The 25,519-nt window shown below is 46.8% G+C and carries 23 protein-coding genes; 3 read left to right on the top strand and 20 right to left on the bottom strand.

All coding sequences use genetic code 11. The annotated features are described in order from the left end of the window. Positions 1-14: 14 nt before the first annotated feature. Complete coding sequence (locus ACSQ8P_RS20995; RefSeq protein ID WP_436236961.1) at positions 15-494, bottom strand: N-acetyltransferase family protein; 480 nt, start codon at positions 492-494, stop codon at positions 15-17. A gap of 116 nt (positions 495-610) precedes the next feature. Here ACSQ8P_RS20995 and ACSQ8P_RS21000 point away from each other — a divergent pair, with 116 nt between their 5' ends. Together ACSQ8P_RS21000 and ACSQ8P_RS21005 are read left to right on the top strand one after the other, a co-directional pair. Next, complete coding sequence (locus ACSQ8P_RS21000) at positions 611-1,417, top strand: GNAT family N-acetyltransferase (RefSeq protein ID WP_436236962.1); 807 nt, start codon at positions 611-613, stop codon at positions 1,415-1,417. A gap of 34 nt (positions 1,418-1,451) precedes the next feature. Further along, a complete protein-coding gene (locus tag ACSQ8P_RS21005) occupies positions 1,452-2,318 on the top strand; it encodes an SDR family oxidoreductase (protein ID WP_436236963.1) in 867 nt (288 codons plus the stop codon). A gap of 49 nt (positions 2,319-2,367) precedes the next feature. Here ACSQ8P_RS21005 and ACSQ8P_RS21010 read toward each other — a convergent pair whose 3' ends face one another. The 16 genes from ACSQ8P_RS21010 to ACSQ8P_RS21085 all read right to left on the bottom strand — a co-directional run bounded on the left by ACSQ8P_RS21010 (position 2,368) and on the right by ACSQ8P_RS21085 (position 21,967). Next, entirely contained in the window at positions 2,368-3,063 is a 696-nt protein-coding gene (locus ACSQ8P_RS21010; protein ID WP_436236964.1) for a YdcF family protein, read from the bottom strand. Positions 3,064-3,086: 23 nt separating this feature from the next. Further along, entirely contained in the window at positions 3,087-3,746 is a 660-nt protein-coding gene (locus tag ACSQ8P_RS21015) for an alpha/beta hydrolase (protein WP_436236965.1), read from the bottom strand. A 43-nt stretch (positions 3,747-3,789) separates the two neighbouring features. Beyond that, positions 3,790-4,524: a peptidylprolyl isomerase gene (locus ACSQ8P_RS21020; protein WP_436236966.1), complete on the bottom strand. Its 735-nt coding sequence runs from the start codon at positions 4,522-4,524 to the stop codon at positions 3,790-3,792. Positions 4,525-4,683: 159 nt separating this feature from the next. Further along, positions 4,684-7,251: a PBP1A family penicillin-binding protein gene (locus ACSQ8P_RS21025; RefSeq protein ID WP_436236967.1), complete on the bottom strand. Its 2,568-nt coding sequence runs from the start codon at positions 7,249-7,251 to the stop codon at positions 4,684-4,686. Positions 7,252-7,400: 149 nt separating this feature from the next. Next, positions 7,401-7,640 carry an RNA chaperone Hfq gene (gene hfq, locus ACSQ8P_RS21030; RefSeq protein WP_056620871.1) on the bottom strand — a complete coding sequence of 80 codons (240 nt, stop codon included), beginning with the start codon at positions 7,638-7,640 and terminating at the stop codon, positions 7,401-7,403. 67 nt (positions 7,641-7,707) lie between these two features. Then, positions 7,708-8,679: a tRNA (adenosine(37)-N6)-dimethylallyltransferase MiaA gene (gene miaA, locus ACSQ8P_RS21035; RefSeq protein ID WP_436239574.1), complete on the bottom strand. Its 972-nt coding sequence runs from the start codon at positions 8,677-8,679 to the stop codon at positions 7,708-7,710. Further along, positions 8,670-9,446, bottom strand: a complete 777-nt coding sequence (locus tag ACSQ8P_RS21040) for a class I SAM-dependent methyltransferase (RefSeq protein WP_436236968.1) — start codon at positions 9,444-9,446, stop codon at positions 8,670-8,672. Before ACSQ8P_RS21040 ends, miaA begins: the two co-directional genes overlap by 10 nt. Positions 9,447-9,450: 4 nt before the next feature. Further along, positions 9,451-11,556: a DNA mismatch repair endonuclease MutL gene (gene mutL, locus ACSQ8P_RS21045; protein WP_436236969.1), complete on the bottom strand. Its 2,106-nt coding sequence runs from the start codon at positions 11,554-11,556 to the stop codon at positions 9,451-9,453. A 4-nt stretch (positions 11,557-11,560) separates the two neighbouring features. Continuing rightward, the gene (locus ACSQ8P_RS21050) at positions 11,561-13,000 is read right to left on the bottom strand and encodes a S41 family peptidase (protein ID WP_436236970.1); all 1,440 of its coding nucleotides are present in this window, start codon (positions 12,998-13,000) and stop codon (positions 11,561-11,563) included. Between the two features lie 82 nt (positions 13,001-13,082). Beyond that, positions 13,083-15,722: a DNA mismatch repair protein MutS gene (gene mutS, locus ACSQ8P_RS21055; RefSeq protein WP_436236971.1), complete on the bottom strand. Its 2,640-nt coding sequence runs from the start codon at positions 15,720-15,722 to the stop codon at positions 13,083-13,085. A 238-nt stretch (positions 15,723-15,960) separates the two neighbouring features. Beyond that, complete coding sequence (locus ACSQ8P_RS21060) at positions 15,961-17,430, bottom strand: putative amidoligase domain-containing protein (RefSeq protein ID WP_436236972.1); 1,470 nt, start codon at positions 17,428-17,430, stop codon at positions 15,961-15,963. 142 nt (positions 17,431-17,572) lie between these two features. Beyond that, entirely contained in the window at positions 17,573-18,139 is a 567-nt protein-coding gene (locus ACSQ8P_RS21065; protein WP_056620858.1) for an outer spore coat protein CotE, read from the bottom strand. 114 nt (positions 18,140-18,253) lie between these two features. Beyond that, a complete protein-coding gene (locus ACSQ8P_RS21070; RefSeq protein WP_436236973.1) occupies positions 18,254-19,213 on the bottom strand; it encodes an aromatic acid exporter family protein in 960 nt (319 codons plus the stop codon). 77 nt (positions 19,214-19,290) lie between these two features. Next, positions 19,291-20,133 (bottom strand): ABC transporter permease, encoded by an 843-nt coding sequence (locus tag ACSQ8P_RS21075; RefSeq protein WP_436236974.1) that lies wholly within the window; start codon positions 20,131-20,133, stop codon positions 19,291-19,293. Then, entirely contained in the window at positions 20,126-20,899 is a 774-nt protein-coding gene (locus tag ACSQ8P_RS21080; protein WP_436236975.1) for an ABC transporter ATP-binding protein, read from the bottom strand. The genes ACSQ8P_RS21075 and ACSQ8P_RS21080 overlap by 8 nt, the downstream gene beginning before the upstream one ends. Before the next feature lie 54 nt (positions 20,900-20,953). After that, positions 20,954-21,967 (bottom strand): ABC transporter substrate-binding protein, encoded by a 1,014-nt coding sequence (locus ACSQ8P_RS21085; RefSeq protein WP_436236976.1) that lies wholly within the window; start codon positions 21,965-21,967, stop codon positions 20,954-20,956. Positions 21,968-22,026: 59 nt separating this feature from the next. Here ACSQ8P_RS21085 and ACSQ8P_RS21090 point away from each other — a divergent pair, with 59 nt between their 5' ends. Continuing rightward, a complete protein-coding gene (locus tag ACSQ8P_RS21090; protein WP_436236977.1) occupies positions 22,027-22,266 on the top strand; it encodes a hypothetical protein in 240 nt (79 codons plus the stop codon). A gap of 69 nt (positions 22,267-22,335) precedes the next feature. Here ACSQ8P_RS21090 and ACSQ8P_RS21095 read toward each other — a convergent pair whose 3' ends face one another. The 3 genes from ACSQ8P_RS21095 to ACSQ8P_RS21105 all read right to left on the bottom strand — a co-directional run bounded on the left by ACSQ8P_RS21095 (position 22,336) and on the right by ACSQ8P_RS21105 (position 25,450). After that, a complete protein-coding gene (locus tag ACSQ8P_RS21095) occupies positions 22,336-23,256 on the bottom strand; it encodes an IS3 family transposase (RefSeq protein ID WP_436239432.1) in 921 nt (306 codons plus the stop codon). A gap of 11 nt (positions 23,257-23,267) precedes the next feature. Then, positions 23,268-23,588: a transposase gene (locus ACSQ8P_RS21100; RefSeq protein WP_436233700.1), complete on the bottom strand. Its 321-nt coding sequence runs from the start codon at positions 23,586-23,588 to the stop codon at positions 23,268-23,270. Between the two features lie 341 nt (positions 23,589-23,929). After that, the gene (locus tag ACSQ8P_RS21105; protein WP_436236978.1) at positions 23,930-25,450 is read right to left on the bottom strand and encodes a carboxypeptidase M32; all 1,521 of its coding nucleotides are present in this window, start codon (positions 25,448-25,450) and stop codon (positions 23,930-23,932) included. Positions 25,451-25,519 lie beyond the last annotated feature (69 nt).

The following is a 25,519-nucleotide window of genomic DNA, read 5'->3' on the forward strand; positions in this document are numbered from 1 at the left end:
CGGTGATTCCCTTTCTATTTCAATAAATTTGTTGTAAGGGTGCGGTTTAAGGTCTGCATGCCAAGGGATGCATAAAAAAGCAACGCACGTTCATTAAACTCCCAAACATTTAACTCCAGTGACTCGGCATCACGTGCTCGTGCCCAATCAACTGCCGCATGATAGAGTCTCTTGCCAATTCCTTGACGCTGATGTGCGGAAGCAACGGCAAGTTCATTTAAATAAGCATACTTGCGAGGCACAAGCGCTTCATAGTTTGGACTTTGCTTCATCTCTAACATAGCGACTCCTACTATTTCCAGACCAAGCTCAGCCACAATTATCTCTTTTTCCGCCCTATCCGAGAAACTTCGATACCAGCCCATCGCAACAACATGATCGAGTCTGGCAAATCGATCTGGCAATGCGTCTGCATGTTCTTCCTGACCTTCACGAATGATCGTATTCACAGCATCATAGTCATCCCATGTGGCCGATCGCAATCGTAGCTCCATTGTTGTCTTCCTCCTATGACACAAATCCGTAAAAATGTACGCAAGTTTTCCGTTGAATTTTTATACATAAAATTGTATATTTATGTAATAACTTTCGAGAATGGAGGCATTTTTTCATGCAAACAGAACGTGATTTTTTCGAATTTCTTGATCGCATTGCTGCAAATACTTGGCCTGCGGAAAGCAACACTATGGTTGATCAATGGCTCATTAGAGCATCACAAGGGATCACCAAACGAGCAAACAGCGTGTTTGCTATTGGGTCTTACCCGAGTGATGACAATTGGCTATCGCATGTTGAACAATTTTACCATAGTCGTGGATTACCTGCTATTTTTCATATTAGTCATGCCTCTCCTGACCAATTGGACAGCTTGCTGCAAGACCAAGGCTATGTATTAGATACTCCTTGTTATATGATGACGGCTGATTGCCAACAAGTGGCTACTCAGGCTGAAGAACGCATGCAGAAGCATTACCCTTCAGCATTTGCTCTTGAATTAGAAATTTCGCAATCCGTAACGAAAGAGTGGGTAGACGCCTTCCTCTCCCTGGAAAAGTACCCTGAGGAACGTCGGGGCTTTTATCAAGGTTTAAGTGATCGAATACCGGCACCGAAAGCCTTCATTACTATGAAGGATCAAGGTCAGATTGTCGCACTTGGCACAGCCATCGTAGAGGGAGATTGGGCTGGCTTCGTCAATGTCATCGTACACGAAGAACACCGCGGCAAAGGCTACGGCTACGCAATTCTTCATGCAATGACTAGATGGAGCATCACACAAGGTGCAACTCAGCAATATTTGCAGGTGATCGCAAGCAATGTGCCCGCTGTTACTTTATACGAGAAGCTAGGGTATCAAATGAAATATGGCTATCATTACCGTGTGAAGTATGATTTGGCTGATCTTGTAACATCCTAACTAAGAATTTCTTAGGATGAAAGGAGCCAATTACATGACTGCCACGAAGGAAAAACCTGTTTTCCCACCGCAACATCAGAACCATCAACCTGGCATCGAGTCGGAAATGAAGCCACTTCCCGAATTTGAGAATAAGAGCTATAAACCTGCTGGTAAACTGAAGGATAAAGTTGCTATTATCACTGGAGGTGACAGCGGCATAGGACGCGCAATTGCCGTTGCTTACGCCAAAGAAGGTGCCGATGTCATTATCGTCTACCTAAATGAGCATAAGGACGCAGAAGAAACACACCGACATGTGGAACAAGCGGGCCGTAAATGCTTGCATGTCGCAGGCGACATAGGAGATGCGAACTTCTGTAAGCAGATTGTTGCGCAAGTCATTCGAGAATTCGGCAAGCTTGACATTCTTGTTAACAATGCCGCTGAGCAGCATCCTCAGAAAAGTATAACGGATATTACGCCAGATCAGCTTGAACGAACGTTCCGAACGAATATTTTCTCCTACTTTTATATGACGCAAGCCGCTCTTCCTCATCTTAAATCAGGGAGTGCGATTATTAACACCGCTTCGATCACTGCTTACCATGGTCACGAACAATTAATTGATTATTCCTCAACGAAAGGTGCGATTGTCACCTTCACACGCTCACTCTCCCTGCAGTTGAACGCCAAAGGCATTCGAGTGAACGGTGTTGCACCTGGTCCCATCTGGACACCGTTAATTCCATCAACATTTACAGCTGAGGAAGTTGAGGTCTTCGGTTCTACTACACCGATGAAACGAGCCGGACAGCCCAGTGAATTGGCACCAAGCTATGTATTCTTAGCCAGTGAAGACTCCTCTTACATGGCGGGGCAAATTCTTCATATCAATGGTGGGGCCATCGTAAACGGATGAAAAAAAGCATGACAAGCAGCGGCATTCCCGCTACCCTGTCATGCTTTCTTCATTTTAGCCCGAGCTTCAATTGCAGTTTGGTCAAATACCAATTCGTGTAGGCTAGTGTTTCTCTTGTATCATGATAAGGCATGAATAGCACCTCTGACTTTGTCGAGGAGACTAGCGGATCTATGTAACCAATCGTTTCTGCAATATCAAGAGAACGAGAGCTATGAAACTTATGAGTGATGATAATTGAGCTAACAAGCGATTTCGCATCCATAATTTGCTTACTGAATAGTAAATTCTCATACGTACTTGTTGCCTTGGGCTCGATGAGTATGCTTGTCTTAGGTAATCCATTCTTCACCAAATAGTCCCTCATGCCCTCAGCTTCTGTCAGCTTAGAACCATTATGATCCAAACCACCTGACACAATAAGTTGCTTGAAACGCCCCTGCTTGTACAACTCCACAGCTAAGTCTAGACGCTCTTGCAGCCCAGGACTTGGGATATCATTGCGCAGCGAAGCTCCCAATACAATTCCTACATCAACTTGCTTAGGTAAGCTCGGTTGATTTGGTCCTAACTGTACTTTCCACTGGATAAACACAACCCAACTCACCAGTAAGGCGAAGGAGATCAACACGAATTGAAATGTCCTTACAAATAGGCGATACAACCTAGATGGTGTTTTTCCTTTCGAAGAGCTGGCCTTCTTCTTTGTTGGCGCAGGTACGATGGCGCGTTGTTTTTTGTTCATGCTAGGCTTTGCCGTCATCCTTCCTACTCCTTATCCAGAAATGTACTCACTTGCCGAAATAAGGCTGGGGCGTCCTCGCTCAAACAGATTAAATGATCCGATTTGGCGTGCCAGTGAAGCTCTCGCTGCCCTCTGAGCTTACTATAAATATACCGCGCACTCTGCGGATGAATCACTTGATCCCTTTCCGCTTGTGCAATAAGGGTAGGCTTATTTACTTGACTGAGCTCCGGCTTCAGATGTCGGACAAGCCTCGTAAATTGCCAGGTCGCCACGAGTGGCGTAGATTTCCCCTTGATTAAACTGATTTTACGTTGATACTTCCATTCCTCACGAAGGACGTTCAAGAGCCGGCCCGGGCTGACATAAATGACCGCCGTGTTTAACAGAATGAGTCTCCGTACAGGGTAACGAACCGATAAGTAAGCAGCCAGTAGACCACCCATTGAAAATCCAACCATATCAAAGGAGCCATAGGTCTCTGTCATTCTGGCTGCATGCCATTCAGCTGCCTGCACCCAATCTTCCCAACGCGATGCGTGAAGCTGATGACGGTTTTCTCCATTCCAAGGTAGGACCGGCACCTCACACAGCTGACCACGCTCTCGTAAATGCCGAGCTAACGGCTCAACCTCATAAGGTCCACCTGTAAATCCATGGAACAATAGACACGGTTGTTTCATGAGATCCACTCCTATCTTTTATGAAAGCGTTCTTTATGTTAGTTTATTTTTCTTTAATCGAAATGGTGTTAATCGTTACCTTTTCTTTTGGCTTACTTGGCGTGGACTCTCCACCCATTTCCACTGGTGTTTCTGCGATTTTCAAAATTGTGGCCATACTGTCTGCTGTGACTTTTCCGAAAATCGAATAATTCGGCGCACTGTTCAAATTAGCGCAATCAGCACCCGAACAGATGAAAAATTGGCTGCCATTCGTGTTCGGACCAGAATTAGCCATCGCCACAGTACCTGGTTCATATTTATGAGTCGTTTTCAGCTCATCCGCAAATTTATAACCTGGGCCCCCTCTGCCTGTTCCTTGAGGATCTCCCGTTTGGATCATGAAAGTTTTGATAATACGGTGAAACGTCACATTGTTATAGAAACCTTCTTTGGACAAAAAGACGAAGTTGTTCACCGTTTTCGGTGCCTCTTTGGTGTACAAATCGATCGTAAACGTCCCTTTCGACGTTGTTACTTCAGCCTGATACGTTTTGTTCGTATCAATGATCATATCTGGAGCTTTACTCCATTGTTTAGCTGCTGATGTCGATGTCGACGCCGCAGGTGTTGCCGTTGCTGCAGATGATGTTGGTGCGGTAGTGCTCGTGGCAGGCGTTGCCGTGCCGCCAGTTGTTTCTGTCGGTTTATTGCCGCATGCAGAAGCGATTAACGTTAAAGTAAGCAGGGAAGCGGTGATCAGCATTTTAGACTTCATTGATTTGGTGGCTAGTTTCATTGATTGGTCCTCCAGTTTGAATTTGTTTGATGATGCGTGCACGTAAGTGCCATTAGGAAGAGACTGTTTTTAACGCCATATTGGGCACAATGGCTTGTCCGCTTCGGCCTGCCGGAGCTATAAGGCCCTTTCTGGGCCTTATAATGCTCACTCTATAAGCTAATCGCCGTTCTTCGGCTTCTCATCATTCGGCTTATTCACCGGTAATGGCGTCGGCGTTGGACTCGGCTTAGGACTTATTGATGGGTTAGGTGTTGGACTTGGCCCCGTTTCCGTTCCTGTACCAGGTTTAATCGATGCCCCTGGTGATATCGAAGGAACAGGCTTCCCGCTAGGTGATGGGGAAGGATTAGGATTAATCCCCCCGTTACCAGGGGATGGTGACGGCGAAACCGACGAAGATGGTGAAGGAATTCCGCCATTCGGAAGTGAATCATCCTTCGGGATTACGACCGTAACAACATTCGACTTCGCACCAGGTGTATTCGAATCCGTTTCAAGCGGAACCACATAATATTGATACGTTTCCCCACTGTTAACCGTCGTGTCCTCGATTTGAGATTTCGGTGTTTGAACAACCATTCTGGCTTCAGCTTCACTCGCGCCTTTGCGGAATAATTGGTAGCTAACTTTATCACCTAAAGTGGTCCACGTAATTTTCACCTGTTTCGTTTCTGGGACATAGACAGCAGTAACATCCGCAATGCCACTTGGCGGTTCTTTCAAATCATTCACATTGGCAGGCTTAACGAAGTTTGTAACTGGCTTATCCTTAAGAGATAAGGACATGACTTCCTTGAAAATAGCAGCCGTGCTGCCGCTTCCCACCGTCACATAATGTTTGGAATCGACCTTATCGAAACCTTCCCATACGGCAGCAGTCCATTCAGGGGTATAGCCAACGAACCACACATCTCGATCGTACTGTTCAATGCCCTTGATATCAAGTCCAGTAGATCCCGTTTTCCCAGCAACCGGACGATTGAACTTCGCTTTCACACCGGTACCACCTGTCTCAACTACTCCCTGCAACAGCAGTGTCATGTAGTAGGCTGTGGACGGCTGCATTACTTGCTTTTTCTCCGGCTTATACGCCGCAATTTCCTTACCTTGAGCGTCTGTTATGCGCAAAATCGCATGTGTTTTATTTTGCGAGCCTTGATTTGCAAAAGCTGAATAAGCACTAGCCATTTGCAAGGGCGATACACCGTCAGTAAGACCGCCTAGCGCAATAGCTAAATTCTGATCCTTCTGAGGATTTAAGGTCGTACCTAACTTATTAGCAAATGCTGTCCCCGTCCCAACACCCATTTTACTTAATAACCAGACAGGCGCCAAATTGTAGGATTTCTTGACCGCTTCGAACATCGTCACTTGCCCATGTGTCTGGCGATCGTAGTTTTGTGGTGTATACGAACCAAAAGACGTCTGCGTATCATCTAACAATGAATACGGCGTATATTTCCCACTATCTAATGCGGGTGCATAGACAGCAATCGGTTTAAAGGAAGAACCTGGTTGTCTTTTGGAATACACACGACTGAAACCTTTGGTTTTATAATCCCGGCCACCGATTAATCCCATTATACCACCGGTTTTATTATCTAGAATAACCATGGAGCTCTGAATCTTCTGACCGTCTGCAGCATCCTTCTGGAAGAAACTCGGAGTCGCATAGGTTTGCTCAATGGTTTGCTGAGCCTTGATATTCATTGTTGTATAAATACGGTAACCTTTGGTCAGCAGCTCATCTTCTTCGATGCCATACATGTCTTCCGCTTCATTCACGACATAGTCCACGAACGATGCATACTCTTTCGTACCCGTGCTCCCAGTCGTAGGCGGCATATAATCGACTGCAGCGGCTTTGGCACGCTCAGCCTCTGTAATATAGCCCTGATCCGTCATCAGCCTTAGAACAACTGCTCGACGTTCTTTCGATAAATCCGGATGGGTTAATGGCGAGTAACGGGAAGGTGCTTTAGGTAAAGCGGCAAGTGTCGCCATTTCCCATACTTCCAACTCGTTCAAATTCGATTTGCCAAAGTAAACCTTGGCCGCTGCCTTAATGCCGTACGCGTTACTTCCGAAGAAAATACGATTCAAATATTTTTCTAGAATCTCATCCTTCGTAAACCGCTCATCGAGCGCAAACGCAATCGACATCTCCGTACCTTTTCGGAATGCGGTCTTCTCTGAGCTAAGGAATACGTTTTTGGCCAGCTGCTGCGTGATCGTACTTCCGCCTTCAACTGCACTCATGTGAATGATATCCGTGACTAGTGCACGACCGATTGCTCTTAAATCAACACCCGAGTGCTCATTGAACCGACGATCCTCTGTCGCGATAAATGCTTGCCTCAACCGTTCAGGAACATCTTTGATATTAACGCTTTCCCGATTTTCTCCTCGATAAATCTTCGATATTTCGGTGGCAGGTTTATCCTTGCCATCCTTATCTTTACCCTCTTCTTGCGCATAAATAAGAGTCGACTCGGTTGTGCTAACAATTTTATCAATATTGGCATCCAGGATTTTGAACCCGCTCATGATGACAACAATATAAATTCCCGTTGCACAAATCACGGCGACAATCGCAGCAATGATGGAACCCATAATGAGCTTACGTGCATTGAATTTTTTCTTCTTGGGACCTTTATTCTGGCTTTGTTTGGACTCCCTTGGCTTAGTTTGCGGCGTGGATGGATGTCTCGTAGGTTTATCCATATTCACCAACTCCCTCACGTTTCGTTTCTCTCTCGATAGAAGATGAAACCAACAAAAGAACAACCTTTATACAAGGTTGCTCCCAAAAGTTTCTATTCGGTTAGACGTTTCAGTCCATTAAAAAGTTGCAAATTGAAGCGATATACAGATTATTCCGTTGCTTCTGCAGCCGCCATTAATGAAACAGCACGCTGTGGTGTGAAGGTAGAAATGGCATGCTTGTACACCATTTGTTGACGGCCTTCACTGTCAATGATGATGGTGAAATTGTCAAATGCACGAATAAGTCCTCTAATTTGAAAGCCATTCGTTAAATAAACGGTAACGGGAATGCTTTCTTTACGCAGCTGATTTAGAAAATTGTCCTGAATATTAATGGATCGGTTCATCAGTATGTCCCCCTTAATGGAATGAAACTTTCGCCCAAACGGCGCTATTTTCTAATGGTGATATTTGTTAATTATATTCTATTTTATGTACAAACTTTCCTGCTAGTATATCACTAATCATTTCGAAATGGGCAGAAAAATTTGCTGTATCTGTCACATCAACCCAATCAATGTCCTTCATATGCCGAAACCAAGACAATTGACGCTTCGCAAATCGACGTGTATCCCGCTTGAGCAGGATCACGGCATCTTCGAAACCGAGCTCATGCTCCAAATAACTAACGATCTCCTTGTAACCAAGTGCTTGCATCGAGATGGCAGACTTCGGGGTACCAGCAGCGAGTAGCGCCTGTACCTCTTCGACCAACCCTTCCTGAATCATCGCATCAATGCGTTCTTCAATCCGTTGATAGAGCAGCGCTCGGTCCATCGTTAGTCCAATGATACATAGTTCGTAAGGAGATTCTTTTTTCTGGGAGGCCAAATGAGCGGTCATGGTTTCTCCAGATATATGGAAAATCTCAAGTGCTCGAATGACGCGCCTACGGTCATTTGCATGCAGACGGTTGGCACTCTCCGGATCAATTTCACGCAACTTGTCATGAAGGGCTTCTTCCCCATGCGTATTTGCGAATTCTTCCTGCAATTGCCTGAATTCCTCATCCATGCTGACATCCGTGAATTGATAATCATAGCAAACCGATTCGATATATAATCCTGTGCCACCTACGATAAATGGCAGCTTGCCACGCGAGTGGATGTCTTGAATTAATCCTTTTACTCGCTCTTGAAACTCTGCTGCAGAAAACGAATACGACGGATCATGAATGTCAATCAAATGATGCGGGACGACTTGCTGCTCCGCCTCGCTCGCTTTGGCGGTTCCGATGTCCATGCCGCGATACACCTGCATCGAATCACCGGAAATTATTTCACAATTGAAGCGCTGAGCAATTTCCAAGCTAAGCTTGGTCTTGCCAACTGCGGTGGGACCAAGTAGCACGAGTAATTTCGGCTTGGCTGATGGGGCTAACACAATCGAATCACTCCATACGTTGTTTTCGTTGTTGAACGTAACACATGCTCGAACCCGAGCCGAGCAAACTCAGAACTGTCTCGATTTTCTTTAAGCACAATACTTTTGCGTGCAACGCGTCTTGCTTCAGCGATCGAAGCCAAGCTAACGGCTTCATCGTTCGCACGATGCCGAAGTGGGGATATCGCATGTGATTCCTCAATCGGACTGCGAAACATGGGGTCAAAATAGACCACATCCACACTCTGCGTGTCTAACTGCTGCAAATAGGACAGGTGATGCGTGTGCCTAACCTCAATGCGTCTCATTGCTGCATTCAATTCCGGTATTTCCGACTGATACTGTACCAAGCCTTCTTGAATCAGCATGGCTGGGATCTTTTCACTTTCAAGCGCGATAACATGCCCTTCCATACCAACCACAAAGGAGAAGACAATGGCATCCGACGCAAGCCCCGCTGTACAATCCACAATATGGTCGCCGGAAACTGCTCCTGATGCCTCAATGAGTAAATCAGGCTCCCCTCTTTGCATTCGTTTGACACGAACGAGAGACATACTTGGATGGAAAAAAGTTGCTGGGTGGTCTTCTTCATAGTACCTGATCTCTTCTCTTGTCACAAGCAGAACAGAACTATCCTTATAATTTCTCCTAAGAAGTTCCAAAGAATACTTCTTCCGGGGCACATTTCGGCCCCCATATAAAGCTGATAAGCGTGCGGCTTCCGCCACCAATTCGGCGGACGGGTTATACGAAGTTGTTACTAGCACAGGGTTACATCACTCGCTTAAACATTTTTTCTAGCTCATAAGTTGTAAAGCTAACAACGATCGGTCGTCCATGCGGACACGTATACGGGTTTCGACAGCTCGCGAGACGATCAATTAACGTCTCCATCTCCAACGTACTAAGGCTTTGATTAGCCTTTATTGATGCTTTACACGAGCACATTATCGCTGCCTTTTCGCGTAGTTTGGCGATATCCAAAGCTTTGCGGTCAGAAATGATGAGCTCACACATCTCTTCGACGATAGCCTTCTCTTCTCCTGAAGGAAACCAATGAGGATGTGCGCGTACTAAGAACGTGTTGCCCCCAAAGGCTTCCATATACACGCCTACTTGCTCAAACAAGGCAAGCTTATCCGAAATAACACCCGCTTCAGCCGGAGTAAATTCTAACGTAATCGGAACGAGCAATTCTTGGCTCGCCTCAGCAGGATTTCCAAAATGCTCATAAAAATATTCATAATTTATACGTTCATGTGCAGCATGCTGATCTATTAAGTACAAGCCTGTTTCATTCTGCGCAATCAAATAGGTGCCATGCATTTGTCCAATCGGATCCAAACGAGGAAACGTTGGAAGCTTGGGTGCATCGCTGTCCGCACTCGATGGCATCAAATCCATAAACGCCTCATTCGTGCGTCGTTGCTGTTGAATGGAGGTGTTTCGAAATGCTGCATCGCTTGCAGGCGTGTAGCTCTGACTAGTTGCTGGCGTTCTTTTTGTAGTAAATCCATTCTCGGAAGTTGAAACGGTTCTCGAAAAAGGCACGTCAGGCGGCTGCTTTTGAGAAGGTGAAGTGGAAGAAAATGGCGCTGCCTGACGATAGTCAGGTGCCGTTTCTTTGATCTGAGGCGGCGACCATTGGGTGTCATCCGTCCTCTGAATAGGGCTTGATTCCTTCAAGCCATTCCAGCTATTCAATGCATTCAACCCCTGCGTGCCCTTCGTATCCTCAGATTCCTTGTGGTCCTTGAAAAACTCCGCATCCAGCTCCATCGACGGATTACGGTTTTCCTTTGGTGGCTCCACAGTACGTGTGAGCTCCAATTGTTCCTGAACATAAGCGCCTTTCGGCGCTGATGACTTGACTCCCATAGGAATCAGTACTTGTCTGCCGAATAGCCGCTTCACCTCGGCTTCGATCAAGGCCGTTAGCTCCGCTTCCTTGCTGAAGCGGACTTCAAGCTTGGATGGATGCACATTGACATCCACGAGAGCAGGGTCCATCCCGATGTGCAGCGCAGCCACTGGGAAACGGTTGATCGGCAGCAGGGTGTGATACCCCTGCAGCAGGGCTTGATTCAGCGCGAAGTTGCGCACATATCGACCATTCACAATGGTCGATATGCCGCCGCGATTCGCGCGCGTCATCTCGGGCTTGGCGACGAAGCCCGAGATCGTGTAATCCAAGCTTTCCACTTGGAGTGGAAGCATTTGCTTGGCAATCGCCGTGCCGTAGATGCCGGCTATGACTTGGAGCAGATCCCCGTTGCCCAGCGTTTGGAGCAATACATTGCCATTATGCTTCAAGGTGAACGCAATGCCAGGATGAGCGAGCGAAAGACGATATAAATAATCGGAAATATGTCCAAGTTCCGTCTGGATCGTTTTCATATATTTCAATCTAGCTGGCGTGTTATAAAATAAATCACGCACCGTAACTTCTGTACCGCGCGATGCCGCTGTTTCTTCCACGGCACGAATCGTGCCGCCTTCGATGGTGATTTTACGTCCCAACCCATCACTCGTCGCACTGGTTACACACTCGAGCCTGGAGACAGAAGCAATACTTGGCAAGGCTTCACCTCGGAAGCCCAGCGTGCGGATCGAGAAAAGATCCTTGCTCGTTGCTATTTTACTCGTAGCATGCCGTTGGAAAGCTAATTCACAATCCTCGAGAGCCATGCCTGAGCCGTTATCAGATACCCGAATTAAGGTTAAGCCACCTTCTTCAATCGTGACATCAACACGGGTACTCCCCGCATCAACCGAGTTCTCAACCAGCTCTTTCACGACCGATGAAGGCCGCTCCACCACTTCACCTGCTGCAATTTGGTTCGCAATATGCTCGCTTAAGAGCTGAATTTTACCCATCGTCTCAGTTCCCCTTTGTAGCCTGTATAGAAACGTTCTCCCCTTGATGAATGACCTTCAGTTGCGGAAAATAATCATCAAATACATCGACATTCACATAGCTCATGCCATTTACAATTATCAGCTTATCGGATTCAATCGCAAACGCATGCGTTCCCTTGCTATCCGTGATATCCACGGTGCGATTCGGATCATTCCAAGTGATCTTGGCCCCGATAAGAGCGGCTAGCCCACGTGCAGAGGCATAGAAATGATCCTTTTCACTAAAGCTGCCGAAGCCATAGCCAAGGTCAATACCGTTATACGTAACATTATGTTTGGAGAACGACACTTGGATATCCGAAATACCTGTTTCATGAAGTGCAGTAATGAGCTGTGCCGCCACCCCATCAACTTTCAAGTCAGGCGTAATGCCTACTTTGTTCACTTTTCGCATTTTGGGTGTTAAGTATTCTTCAACCGTAACCTTCAAAACACTTTGATCCGGAAGCTCGAATAGCTGCTGTACACTTCCTTTACCAAATGTTTGCATACCAATCACTTTCGCGACCCCGTAGTCCTGTAAGGCCCCTGAGAGTACCTCAGAAGCACTTGCACTATTCTCGTTCGCTAAAATATAAACAGGAATTGCTAGTGGATTTCCACCTTCAATCGCCACTGGATCATCTACACCATCACGGTTCTGCGTATGAATGAGGACGCCATCTTTTACAAAATGTTTAGCAATGTTACGAGCCGTTTCTAGATAACCACCGGGATTATCTCGAACATCTAAGATTAAGTACTTCAGTCCTTTTTCTTGCAGCGCACTTAATTGTTTATCAAATTCTTCATCAGCTTCATCTGAAAAGTCCGTGATTTGTACGTAACCCACACCATTGGTAAAACTTTTGCTGTATACTTCCGGGGAATTCACAGCATGGCGAGTAAGCTCGAACGTTAATTCTTTATCTCCGCGAAGTACGGTTACCTTCACCTGGGTACCTGCGACGCCAATAATTTTACTCCGAACAGCATCAATTGATGTCGTCGAAGCAGGAGCGCCATCCACGGCTCTTATATAATCATCAGGGAGCAGCCCAGCAGCTTCTGCTGGGGAACCCGGGATTGTTTTCGAAACATATACACCTTGGTCATCCAGCCCAATTACACAGCCAATGCCTTCAAAACTATTTTCAAGTGTATTCGAAAATTGACCGTAATCCTGAGGCGTGAAGAGCACCGTATAGGGATCCTTTAACCCAGCAATCATCTGCTCAATGCTCTGATTTTCCAGTGCTTCTAAGGAAACACCGCTCACATGATTTTCGACAAGTGTTTTTCGCACGAGAACAGTTTGTAAATCCTCTTGTGCCATGGCACTTACAGGCATTACGACTGCTAGAGCCGATGCGAGTGCCAAAGTTGCTTTAACAGCTTTCTTGTTCAGTGGTGATAATTTCATATCCATATCTCCGTTCAGTGTGATCTAACATCAAGTAATGGAGCGTATTGTTAATTAAAAAACTGAATCAGGCCATCTTGGTTTATTGTAGCTTTTGCTTCCATTCATAGACTAAATTGAGCGCCTGCAATGGCGTCATATTGATGAGATCAATCCCCTTCAACTGGTCAAGCACCAGTTGGGATTTGCCGTCATGCTTCTTCTTGACGGCAACTTCAGCTGGACTGTCCTCCTCAAAGAGGGACAGCTGCCGGATCGGCGCTGTCGCGGTGGCTGCAACCGTGGCAACCGCAGCTGTCGCAGCGGCTTGCGGTACTGCTGACGCTGCCGCCCGCTCTTCAAAGCCATTCAGCAGCGCGTACGAGCGCTGAATGATCGCTTCAGGCAACCCAGCGATTTCGGCACAGTAGATGCCGTAACTCGTGCTTGCTGCTCCAGGGATGAGCTTCCGCAGGAAGGTGACCTGCCTGCCGCTTTCTTTCACGGCCATGCAGTGATTGCGCAGATGCACAAGGCTCTCTTCCAGATGGGCGAGCTCATGGAAATGCGTCGACACGAGCGTCTTGCAACCTATTCGGTCGTGAAGGAATTCAATGACGGCTTGTGCGATCGCCATGCCCTCGCCAGTCGAGGTGCCGCGGCCCAGCTCATCAATGATGACAAGGCTTCGACTCGTCGCCTTCTCCGTCATGACCTGGATGTCCATCATCTCGACCATGAACGTACTCTGCCCGCCGATCAGATCATCGGCAGCTCCGATCCGCGTGAAGATCCGGTCCGTGACCGGGATGCGCGCGGAGCTTGCAGGCACGAAGCAGCCGATCTGCGCCATCAGGCAGATCACGGCCACTTGCCGCATATACGTACTCTTACCGGCCATATTCGGCCCAGTAATGAGCAGGATGCGGCCCTGCTCTTGTAGCAGGCTCGTCCCGTTCGCGATGAACGAGCCGTCCTGGATGACAGCCTCCACCACAGGGTGTCGGCCGTCTTCAATCGCAAGATCGAAGCCTTCGCCGATCTCCGGCTTGCGGAAGTGATGCGCCGCACTGACCGTCGCCAGCGATTGATACACATCGGCGGTGGCAATGACCTCCGCCAGCTTCTGCAATCTGGAGATATGCTTCGAAATCCGATCGCGCAGCTCCGTGAACAGCTCATACTCCAGATCAATCATTTTATCTTGCGCTTCCAGAATGAGCGCTTCTTTCTCTTTAAGCTCAGGCGTCACATATCGCTCCGCATTCGCGAGCGTCTGTTTACGCTCGTAGCGCCCTTCCTGCAGGGCGGACATGTTGGCTTTCGTGACCTCGATAAAGTAACCAAACACTTTGTTGTAGCCGATTTTGAGCGACTTAATGCCCGTTGCTTCGCGTTCTTGACGCTCCAGCTCGGCAATCCATTGCTTTCCGTTCTTGCTTGCTTCACGAAGTTGATCTAGATAGGGCTGATACCCTTCTCGAATCATCCCCCCGTCACGAATCGAAACAGGCGGCTCGTCCTCAATCGCATTAGCAATCCAGGACATGACGTCATCACAGACGTCCATATTATCAACGAGCTTCCGCAATGTTTCGGATCCCGATGCGGCACATAACTGTTGGAGCATCGGAACTTGCTGTAAGGAGTGCTTCAACGCGATCATATCGCGGGCATTCGCATTGCCATAGGAGATTCGAGCGACTAAACGCTCCAAATCATAGACTTCCTTCAGTGCTTGCTTCACATCTTCTCGCACAATCAATTGATTGTAGAGCAAATTGACAGCTTCTAATCTTTCCTCAATGCGCGCCACGTTCATCAGCGGTTTCTCAATCCATCGGCGCAGCATACGCGCGCCCATTGCGGTTACCGTTTTGTCCAAAAGCCACAATAACGACCCTTTTTTGGCACGCTCACGAACGGTTTCAACGAGTTCTAAATTTCGACGAGTAAAGGGATCCATCGTCATAAATTGATCCGGCTCATAGATGCGAATGTGCTTCACGTGCGTGAGTGCTCTTTTTTGCGTTTCTTTCAAATAAGCAAGCAACGAAGCGACACCTTGTCGACTGATACTAGATAAATTCGATAACGCGGCATCTTCTGCGAAATGCTCATCCAGCAGTGTCTCATCCGCTCTTGTCCACTCCGTCAGCACCATATTGCGGCCCCAAGCAGCGCCAGACTCGCGAATCGTTGTCAGCATAGCTTGATTCGTCACGATTTCGGATGGATTATAAACATTTAACTCATCAACAACGAGCTCCCAGGAATTAGGCAGCTCTGTTGTGTAGAGCTCACCTGTTGAAATATCGCAGGCTGTAAATGCATAGCCATCCGCTTGGTTTACCAAAGATACAATATAGTTGTTGACGGATTCACCTAACAGCTTGCTATCCATCACCGTACCTGGTGTTACGATCCGTACGATTTCCCGGCGTACAACGCCTTTGGCCTCAGCAGGATCTTCCACCTGTTCGCAGATGGCGACTTTGTAGCCTTTCTCAATTAAGCGTGACATATAGTTGTCCGCCGCATGATGAGGAACGCCGCACATTGGAATTTTCTCTTCACCGCCACCTTCACGGCCTGTTAACGTAATCTCTAATTCACGTGATGCATTGATGGCATCTTCAAAGAACATCTCATAAAAATCGCCCAGACGAAAAAATAAAAAAGCATCTGGGACCTGCGCCTTAACGGCTAAGTATTGCTGAATCATCGGCGTATATGTAGCCAACTTGTGTTCCTCCAACCTATTCCGTAATTAAAGGTAAACTCTTTGAAACTATCAATCTTATTTTCATCCATACACAGCTTAATAGATGTCATTCTGCTTGCAGCATGCCCAATTGCCTCCCGCAAGCAGAACAACGAAATTCGTGTACAGCCTTCACATTCCACTCATTTTTCACACACTTTCCAACTACTAACCATCTATTAAACATCATCAACTCTATGATGCGATAGATAATCTATTATAACATGATTCCTTCATCAAAAGCTTCTTTCAGCACCCCGGGTGCAATTTTCCAAGCGAACCGAATGTCCGCCAATTCGTTCCACGACTCCATTGAGGTGATTTGTGAGCGAAGACCTTCCAGCAATCCAGCATGGACCTCATAACCCTTGAGCTGCTCCAGGTCCTTCCATAGCTTCGCTACCTCGTCCTGCAGCCTCCGCTTATCACCGCTGTAATACGCAGCTTGGATATCTGGTTCTTGCAGTGGCTTCCGCGATAAACGCCAGTAGTTATTAACAATCAGTGCTGCGAGTGCGAATACACCTCGAGTTATGACGGGAGAGGCCAGCCAACTCGGCAACGTACGGTATTCGAACCCCCCATGCGACTTCTTACGGAAATCTCCAAGATAGCCATATCGCGGGCGCCGACCACGCGTCGATTCGTCCTCGATCATTATCAAAGGCAGCGCAAGATAATTATCAAGCGCACGCAGCAAATGCCCGTTCATCCAGCAGCGGCTAAAATGAAGGTGACCGCCTAGCGGGTAGCCGCGCACGGGCATGCCGCCAGAACACCAAGCGAGGCTTTGGTCTGTGATCTTTCGTGCGGCAAGCCCCATGGTTACACGCAAGTTCTTTACGAGCTGCAGCGGGTCCACGCTGGGCTGCGGGCGCAGCTCGGCCAGAGGCAGAATCACGCGATGCCCGCTTAGCACGATGGCGTCGCAGCCCACTGCGCCATCGCGGGTTAGGAAGCGGTCGGCGAAGACGACCTTGCCCTGCGGGTTTACGAGCAGGAACTCCGGATCGCAGCCGAGCATCGCTCGCTCTTTCCGTTCCAGCTCTTTCGCAAGTGATTGATCGTATTGATCAATCGCTTGCGCGAAGAGCTGTGCCAATCTCCCGTTCAGTTTCGGAACGGGATCGACGTCCAGCACGAGCGTATGCCCTGTGGACGTGATGCCGATGGTGACGAGGCCATAATCTAAGCCTAGCGCATAGATCGCTTTGACGGATTCACGGCTCGCCCTGCGAGAATGGAAATTCATTTGACTAGGACCTACTTCTATGTACGCAGCATTCACATTCACTTGTCTTTGATGCTGTAAGGACTTCTCCGAAAGCAGGACCGTCTCCTTTTTCTCATAAATAAGAAGAGTTTGAAGATGAAACACAGCGACTTTATATTTATGTGTAAAAAATACGGGCTCCCTTTTCCCTCGAGCTGTGGCTGTCTGAGATGCGAGAGTTTTCAAACCATGCAGCTGTAACATTTCGTCCCGCTTCCTTCGATTCTGAGCGCGTATGATTGCTTTGATGGGCTGCAGAGCAGGTTGCTGCGGGTATTCATCGTGTGCCGCACCCCAATGAATAATTATCCGACCCTGCCAGTTCTCGGGGATTCTGCTCCCACTCGGAATACGGATTCGTTCGGCTAGCTCGCGTGCATCTTTCTCCTGTGCGTGCAGGAAGAAGGTTTCCATCCTAATACCTCCCGTTCACCTATTCCTACTGCTAATGGCGTTTTATCTATGCCAATGCCCAAATATGCGAATACAACAAAAAAGAGGGCAAATGCCCTCTGCCGAACCTCTTTAGCCCGCATATAATGGCGTATAAGATTCCTTAATCCAGTTCATCCTCGAGCAGATCGGCGTCCAGATCCTCAAAATCCCCATCGCCACTGTCATCGAAATCCACATGCTTGTCGTCGAAGTCATTGCAGCCGTTGGTGCAAACGACTACACAGACTTTCGTTTCGGCAATGAGCTCAACTTGAAACTCGCGTTCCACCCGAATGATGACGCTGTCGCCGCTTGAAGAGATGCTGGCCTCTACGCAGTTCGGCTCTTGCGTCGCGACAGCTGATACTTCGGCTGTCGTCGGCTTATGTTTTTTGTCCAAGTAGCTTAGTCCAACGATTTCTACATACGATACGGTTTCTTTTGCTACGTCTGTTTTGGTGTTACGATCGTAAGAATACCAGATGTTGATATCGTAAGTACCAACTACCTCTACGCCCTCTCCAGAATGGACAGCCTCGAATTGGTTATTAATAATCCAAGCGCCCAAAATACTGGTTGGAGAATAAGGCGGAGTCACGGTATGACTTACATGAGAAAATTTGCGACCTTTACCGCAGACAGCCTTTGTAATGATCTCTCTGCATTGCAAATCTTTATCTAATGACATCCTTTCAACCTCCTCCATACAATCATTCATTACAAGTGTATGCAGGACAGTAGTCTAGAGTGACAATTATTTTATATTATTTTTGAGATTCAAAAATACTTATATCTGTCAGAGTCAACCCGCTTCAGGACGGTGTTTTTTTTGCTTTTTGGCAATCGCCAAGTACTGCATTAACTCTCTGTTAAGCTGTAAAATCGCTGATCTCACTTCGAATTCTTCACGACTTTCAGGCAATGGCATTCCTTTGTAACGCTTATTCAGCTCTTGTAATTCTTTCTCTGCTTCCCCTGTATAATAGTCTTCCTTCACAGTTTGGCTAATATCTTCGAAGATCGCAGCCACTAGTTCTCCTTGCGGCAGGGTCTGGTACACGCCAGCAACGAGATCAATCATGCGATGGATGGATTCCAGTTGTTCGCCTCTCATGTAGAAATAGACACGCCAGTAGGGATCCCAGCCAAACAACAACGTATTGTCCATCGATCGTTTCGCCAGGCTTGCCCCACGTTCAATTTCTTCGCTGACTTCAAGTAGTTCCTTACCATCCCATATCACGGTATTATCCCGAAGATGCTTCGCAATGTTGACAAAAATGTCCGAAAACAATCGCTCGATTTGTCGTTTATGTGCGATAAGACTAGTGTCAGCCTTCGGCATATAAGCAATATTGATCACTGTAGCTGAACCCAGTCCAATAACCAGCAAGATGAGCTCATTGAGTACAGATGGCCAGTCCGCGGATTCATATGCAAAAAGATGCAGCATCACAACCGCGCCTGTTACAGCACCCTCGGTAATCCGCAGCCGAACGAGAACCGGAAACACGATAAGAATAAATAAACTAACGACCCAAATATGGAACCCAAGCAGGTTAAATAAGACCGAACCGATCAGTAGTGCCAGAATGGATGCCGCGATACGGTGCAAGGCACTTTGGATGCCTTTCTTCTTCGTCACTTCAATGCCCAGAATGGCAAGAAGCCCCGCTGCTCCGGGCGTATGTATTCCAAAAATATACGCCAGATACATAGCGATTATGACAGCAACCGCTGTTTTGAGCACACGAAAGCCCATAGGACTTCACCTCTTTACAGGTTTTTCTATGGGCTCATTATTTCATTTTGCATAGGGCTGTGGCAAGTCTTTCCTGATTACCGATGTTTCGTTAATTTTTTCTCTAAATTGGCTACGAGCTGATACATCACCGTTGCGACGATTGCAATTACGAACAGGGTAGATATCACTAAGGTGAAATTAAACACTTGAAAACCATATATGATTAAGTATCCCAGCCCCTTCTGGGACACTAGAAATTCACCAACGATGACGCCGATCCAGGCCAAGCCTACATTGACTTTCAGCGTAGAAACGATAGCAGGAAAAGAGGATGGCAGGATCGCTTTGAGAAATACCTTACGCTGATTGCCTCCAAATAACCTCACGACCTTGACGTAGTTATGATCCACTTCCTTGAAGCTGCCATAAACAACAAGCGTCGTAATAATGACCGTGATCGACAGTGTTGTTGCAATAATAGAAAGCAAGCCAGGCCCAAAGCCGACAATAAATAAAGGCCCCAAAGCAACCTTAGGCATACTATTAAGCACGACAATGTAAGGATCCAGCACACGCGAAAGAAATGGCGACCACCAAATAACAACCGCTAATGCTGTTCCTAGAATCGTTCCCAAGAAAAATCCAATAATCGTCTCTTCTACTGTGACCGCTACATGTGGAAGCAGCGTACCGTCGAGCAGTTTCTCCCATAGTAGACCGAATACCTTGGTAGGATAGCTAAAAAGGAGCACATCAATCCATTTTAAGCGTGAGGCTAGTTCCCATAGGGATAAAAATAGAAGCAAGATAGCCATTTGAAAAAGCCGGACCCACTTCGTCTCTCTCTTCCTTGCCTTCAGAAAGCGCTGATGTACGTCCTGCTTTAATTCCTCATTCGGTTGGTCAATTAGGATGTGCTTCTCATCTCGATTATCCATGCTGCACACCCCCAAATTCCTGCCAGATTTGCCGAAATAGGACATGAAATTCAGGCAATTCTCTCGCTTCAAATGGCACAGCTGCCCGAATCACCTCTGGCATGAGAAAGGTTCTGCGAATACGCCCTGGATTCGGAGCCAGTACGATAATGCGATCACTCATCGCAATCGCTTCTGAAATATCATGCGTGACTAGAATCGCTGTTTTCTTCTTTGCGCGCAGCGTCTCTACAACCAAATCTTCTAGCTGCAGCTTCGTTTGGTAATCCAGTGCCGAGAAAGGCTCATCTAATAGAAGCAGCTCAGGTTCTGTTGCCAACGTTCGGACAAGTGCGACTCGCTGTCGCATGCCGCCAGACAACTGTGTAGGATAATAATCTTTGAATGCCAGCAGACCCATTTCCTCCAATAAGTGAAGCGCCCCCTGCTTCTTCTCTTTCGTCAGTGTGCCTGCGATTTCCAATCCCATACAAGCATTAGCTTCAATCGTCCGCCAGGGAAATAAGTAGTCCTGCTGCAGCATGTAACCCACTTTGGGCGATGGTCCCTGGACGTGATGCCCTGCCACGATGATCTGGCCCGATGTCGGTGGAAGGAGTCCCGCAATGATGGATAAGAGGGTTGTTTTGCCACAGCCGCTAGGTCCAATCAGACTGACGAACTCGCCATTCGCAATGTCAAACGATATTCCTTGAAGGGCAAGTGTCGCCCGCTCCTCAGTTACGTAAACCTGTGTGACATCTCCGACCTGCACAGCTGTGTCCATGGCACCTATCCTCCTCTTATCTTCATCCTGCGTTGACTCCTATATCTAATCCGTTTATTTCTTTACGGTTGATTTCGCTTTTTCTGCAAAAGAATTATTCACCAGTTTGCTCCATGCCACTTTTTCTTTCAACTCTCCAGCTGATGTCATCACATCGAGCAAGTTATTCCATTCTTGTTCATCCACTATACCATCCGTTGCGAAAGAGCCTTGATCCTTGTAGCGTTTCACAACATTTTTCACTATACCTACATCGATATCTTTAAAATAAGGAAGTACCGCTTCTGTAATTTCATCTACGCTTTTCGCGGCAACCCACAGCTGCGCCCGTTGAATCGCGTTCGTGAACTTCTGAATTGTTGCCGGGTTGGCTTTGATGAAGCTTTGCTTCGACATAAACACGGTATAAGGTAAATGTCCGCTCTCAACACCAAAGGATGCAAGCACGTAGCCCTTGCCCTCTTTCTCAATGATCGAAGCTTGTGGCTCAAATAGTTGCACATATTCTCCTGTTCCTGAAGCATAAGCCGAAACAATATTGGCAAAATCAATGTTTTGAATCAGCTGCAAATCCTTCTGCGGGTCGATGTTGTGCTTCTTCAGCGTGAACTCGCCAGCCATTTGCGGCATGCCGCCTTTTCGTTGTCCAAGGAAAACCTTCCCTTTGAGCGCATTCCAATCCAGCTTATCTACTTTTGTTCGAGCAACTAGGAACGTTCCATCTGTTTGGGTCAGTTGTGCAAAATTGATCACAGGATCGTCAGAGCCTTGCTGTGACACATAAATCGATGTTTCTGATCCTACCAGCGCGACATCAATCGCATTCGAGAGCAACGCAGTCATCGTTTTGTCTCCACCAGGTGTTGTTGTCAGCTCCACATCGAGCCCTTCATCTTTGAAAAAGCCTTGTGATAACGCGACATACTGCGGTGCATAGAACAAGGAACGCGTCACCTCACCAATGCGTACCTTCGTTGTTTCTTCCGTTTTGGTTCCACACGCTGAAGCGATTAAGCTTAAGAGCAGAACGACGGATATTGTGATTCCCCATCTTTTCCGATTGTTCATAAGACGTCCCTCCGATTTGAATTGTAATGTATCCTATGCAGGAGCCCAGACGTCGGTTAATGGTTCTTCCAGAAAAGCTTTTGGCGTTGATACAATTTGGGATATATAACGAAAATGCATATGTGTTTGTGCGTGTGCACGAAGACATGTTGGGGATTGAATTAGGTTTTGAGCGTATCGCAATCCGATCGCGAGGCGAATCGGCGAAGTTGGCGACTTCTCCGATGGCAAAAGTGCAAATGTGCAACCTTTTGAATCTTTTTGAGGAGCAAATTAGAAATAAGTGCGAAAGCGGCTAGGCCCCCTTAATTTGGAGTCTTAGCCTACAGTAATTGTGCATTCTTAGAAAAGCTCACTATTTCGAGCGTTTACATGGAATTATGAAATGCCGAAGAGTCTTCCAGTGTCTTTACCCATTCTGAAAACTTGCTTGGAGGCATTAATCTCAAACTACCGTGCATTTTACGATTATTGTAAAAATCCATATAGTCATCGAGTTTCTTGTACGCTTCATCAAAGGTCATAAAATCTCTTTGACTGAAGAGATCACGTTCTAAGAGGCTATGGAAAGACTCGATGAATGCATTAAGGTTCGGAGTCTTTGGCGGTATGCGTTCATGTACCAAATCGAGGCTCTCACAGGTGTCTTGAAATAACTTACTAATGAATTGAGGCCCGTTGTCCGTTCGAACGACTGGTAATTCCTCACTAGCCGTTATACGGCTCTGTATTGCGTTCCATAATGTTTGGACGGCATGTTTGGCTTCACAAATCGGACCTTTGTATTGCCCAACAACGACGCGGTCAAACACATCAATAATACTGAGTACATAGAAGAAACGTTCCAGTCCAATGACATAGCCATACTTAATATCCATTTGCCAGAGCTGGTTGTGCCCTGTTATGGATCTATTTTTCGCTAATCTACGGGGATGTGTCTGAATTCGTTTGCGTTGTTTTTGAAGGATCCCTAGCTCTTTACACAAGCGATACGACTTCTTTTTGTTCAGTCTCACGCCATGTTGGTTGCGAATGCATTGTGCTAGAAGTTTATAGCCGTAGACATGTTCCTCGCCTTCAAGAAGCTCTAGAAGCCACTCTTTGATTTGTTCATCACTAACCTTATTACCTGTTTCTGTATGCGAGTAACCAGGCACGGGGCGTCCCATTACAGCATTTGTCGGGCATATCGGCCTAGATTGTGCAGATCGCTTTTTCCGATCATAGTATGTGGATTCAGACAATCCAAGTATGCGCAGAACCTTTGCAGTTGAATTTCCCCGCTTAATAAATAGATCTGCTACTTCAAATTTTTCAGATAAGCGGGGTTCTTCTTTTTTAGCAGCTCACGTAAAATCTCAATTTCTAGTTCCTTTTCACCAAGCACCTTACAGGCCTTTTCATAGCGCTCTTCAACTTCTTGTAGCCTTTGAAGCTCTTGCAAATGCTCGTCCGCCATAGGTATTTCTTCTTGTGGAATGGAGTCACGGTGCTCCCTAACCCACTCGCGAATGGTCTCAGGATGAATGTCGTACATACGAGCTAACACCCCAACCTTAACTCCAGCCAATGCTTCTTTAACAATTTTCAGACGTTCTTCTTGCTTCAATCTTTTTCCCATACCGGATCATCTCCCTTATCCCTATTTTAATAAAATGGGTAGGAAGACTCCAGTTTCATTAGGGGGCCTAAGAGAAAGTGCAACTATTTTTCAATTTTAATCCATAAAAGGAATGTAATTTCAAAAATAAGTGCCTATTTGCATCAATTTTGCTCAAATGTTCTAATGGTGCTAATAAAAGATGACTATTTGCAACTTTGATGCGGAGGGGGAAGCTTGGTAGCTGGTGGCAGACAAGCAGAAACACACAAAAAACAGCTCCCCCCGACGAAAGACACGTCAGGAGAAGCTGTTTTGACTCACACTCTTAAAACGGATTACACGATTGAGCTCCGTTACTGCTAAATTCCGTAGACTTCCGAGTATTTCTCTTCCAGATATGCCACCAAGTACTCCGGATTCAACGGCTCGCCTGTCACTTGTTGAATAATTTCGTTCGGCGTCAGCAGCTTGCCATGCTGGTACACCTTTTCGGTTAACCAGGCTTTGATCGGTGCTAGGTTACCTTCAGCAATTAAACTATCAAAGTTAGGCAATTCTTTGCGAAGGGTGTTCGTGAATTGCGCCGCGTACATGTTACCAAGCGCGTACGATGGGAAATAGCCGAACGCACCGCCGGACCAATGCACATCCTGAAGGACGCCTTCGCCATCGTTCGGAGGGGTAACACCCAAATACTCTTCGTATTTGGCATTCCACGCCGCAGGTAAATCCGCTACGGCGATCGTGCCGCTGAACAACCCTTTTTCAAGTTCATAACGAATCATGATATGTAAGTTGTACGTAAGCTCATCCGCTTCTATTCGGATCAAGGATGGCTCAATGTGGTTAATCGCACGATAGAAATCATCTACGCCAACATCATCAATTTGCCCGCTAAATGTCGTCTGCAGCTCACCGTAATAGCGCTCCCAGAACTGTTTGCTGCGGCCAATGACGTTCTCCCAAAAGCGGGACTGCGACTCGTGAATCCCCATCGAAGTACCTGAGCACAGATTCGTACCAACAAGGTCAACAGAAATATTTTGCTCATAAAGCGCGTGTCCGCCTTCATGAATCGTTCCGAATAACGCTGATGTGATGTCATTCGGCAAATAGCGCGTCGTAATTCGCACATCTCCTGGATTCAAAGCAGTTGCGAACGGATGAACAGTTTCATCCAATCGACCTGCTTCAAAGTCATACTGCATTTGCTTTAAAATGGCGAGCGAGAATTGCTTCTGCTTCCCAATATCAAATTGTTGATCTAAGAAGGAACGATTTGGCTGATTCGCCGAAGCACTAATCCGCGCTAGAAGCGGCACTGCTTTTTCTCGGAGGGTACCGAATACCTCATCAAGCTTTTCAACAGTCATCCCTGGCTCGTACATATCCAGCAATGTGTTATATTTATGCCCTTCATAGCCCCACAGCTCAATAAACTCCTGCGTAGCCGCCACGATTTTCTCTAAATATGGCTGAAAAGATGCCCAATCCGAATTATGCTTAGCGCCTTCCCATGCTGACTCCGCTTGTGAAGTTAACACGACATAAGCTTGATATTTGTCAGCTGGAATTTTTTTGCTGCGATCGTATTCTTTTTTGCATTCCTGCACCATTTTGCGGGAAATGGGATCTAATTGCTCCAGCTCAGCCGGCTGCATGAAGAACTCGACATAGTCGCCCATCTCATTAGATGTAGACATTCGAAATACCTCGGTGGAGAGCTCACCGACAACCTCTGAACGCGTTTCGATCCCTTTTTTCGGAGCACCTGTACGCATGTCCCAATAGATCAAAGAGATTGCCTCTTCGTACTGCTTCATTTTACGAACATAAGATTTGAACGATGCCAATTTGGCATTTACAACACCAACACTCATGTGCTCATCTCCTCCCAAATGTTTCATAATTATCATACTTCCAACGAGGGTTAGAATCAAATTTCGATT

It is taken from the genome of Paenibacillus sp. LjRoot153 (assembly GCF_964253085.1).
In the GTDB taxonomy this organism is placed as follows: domain Bacteria; phylum Bacillota; class Bacilli; order Paenibacillales; family NBRC-103111; genus Paenibacillus_E.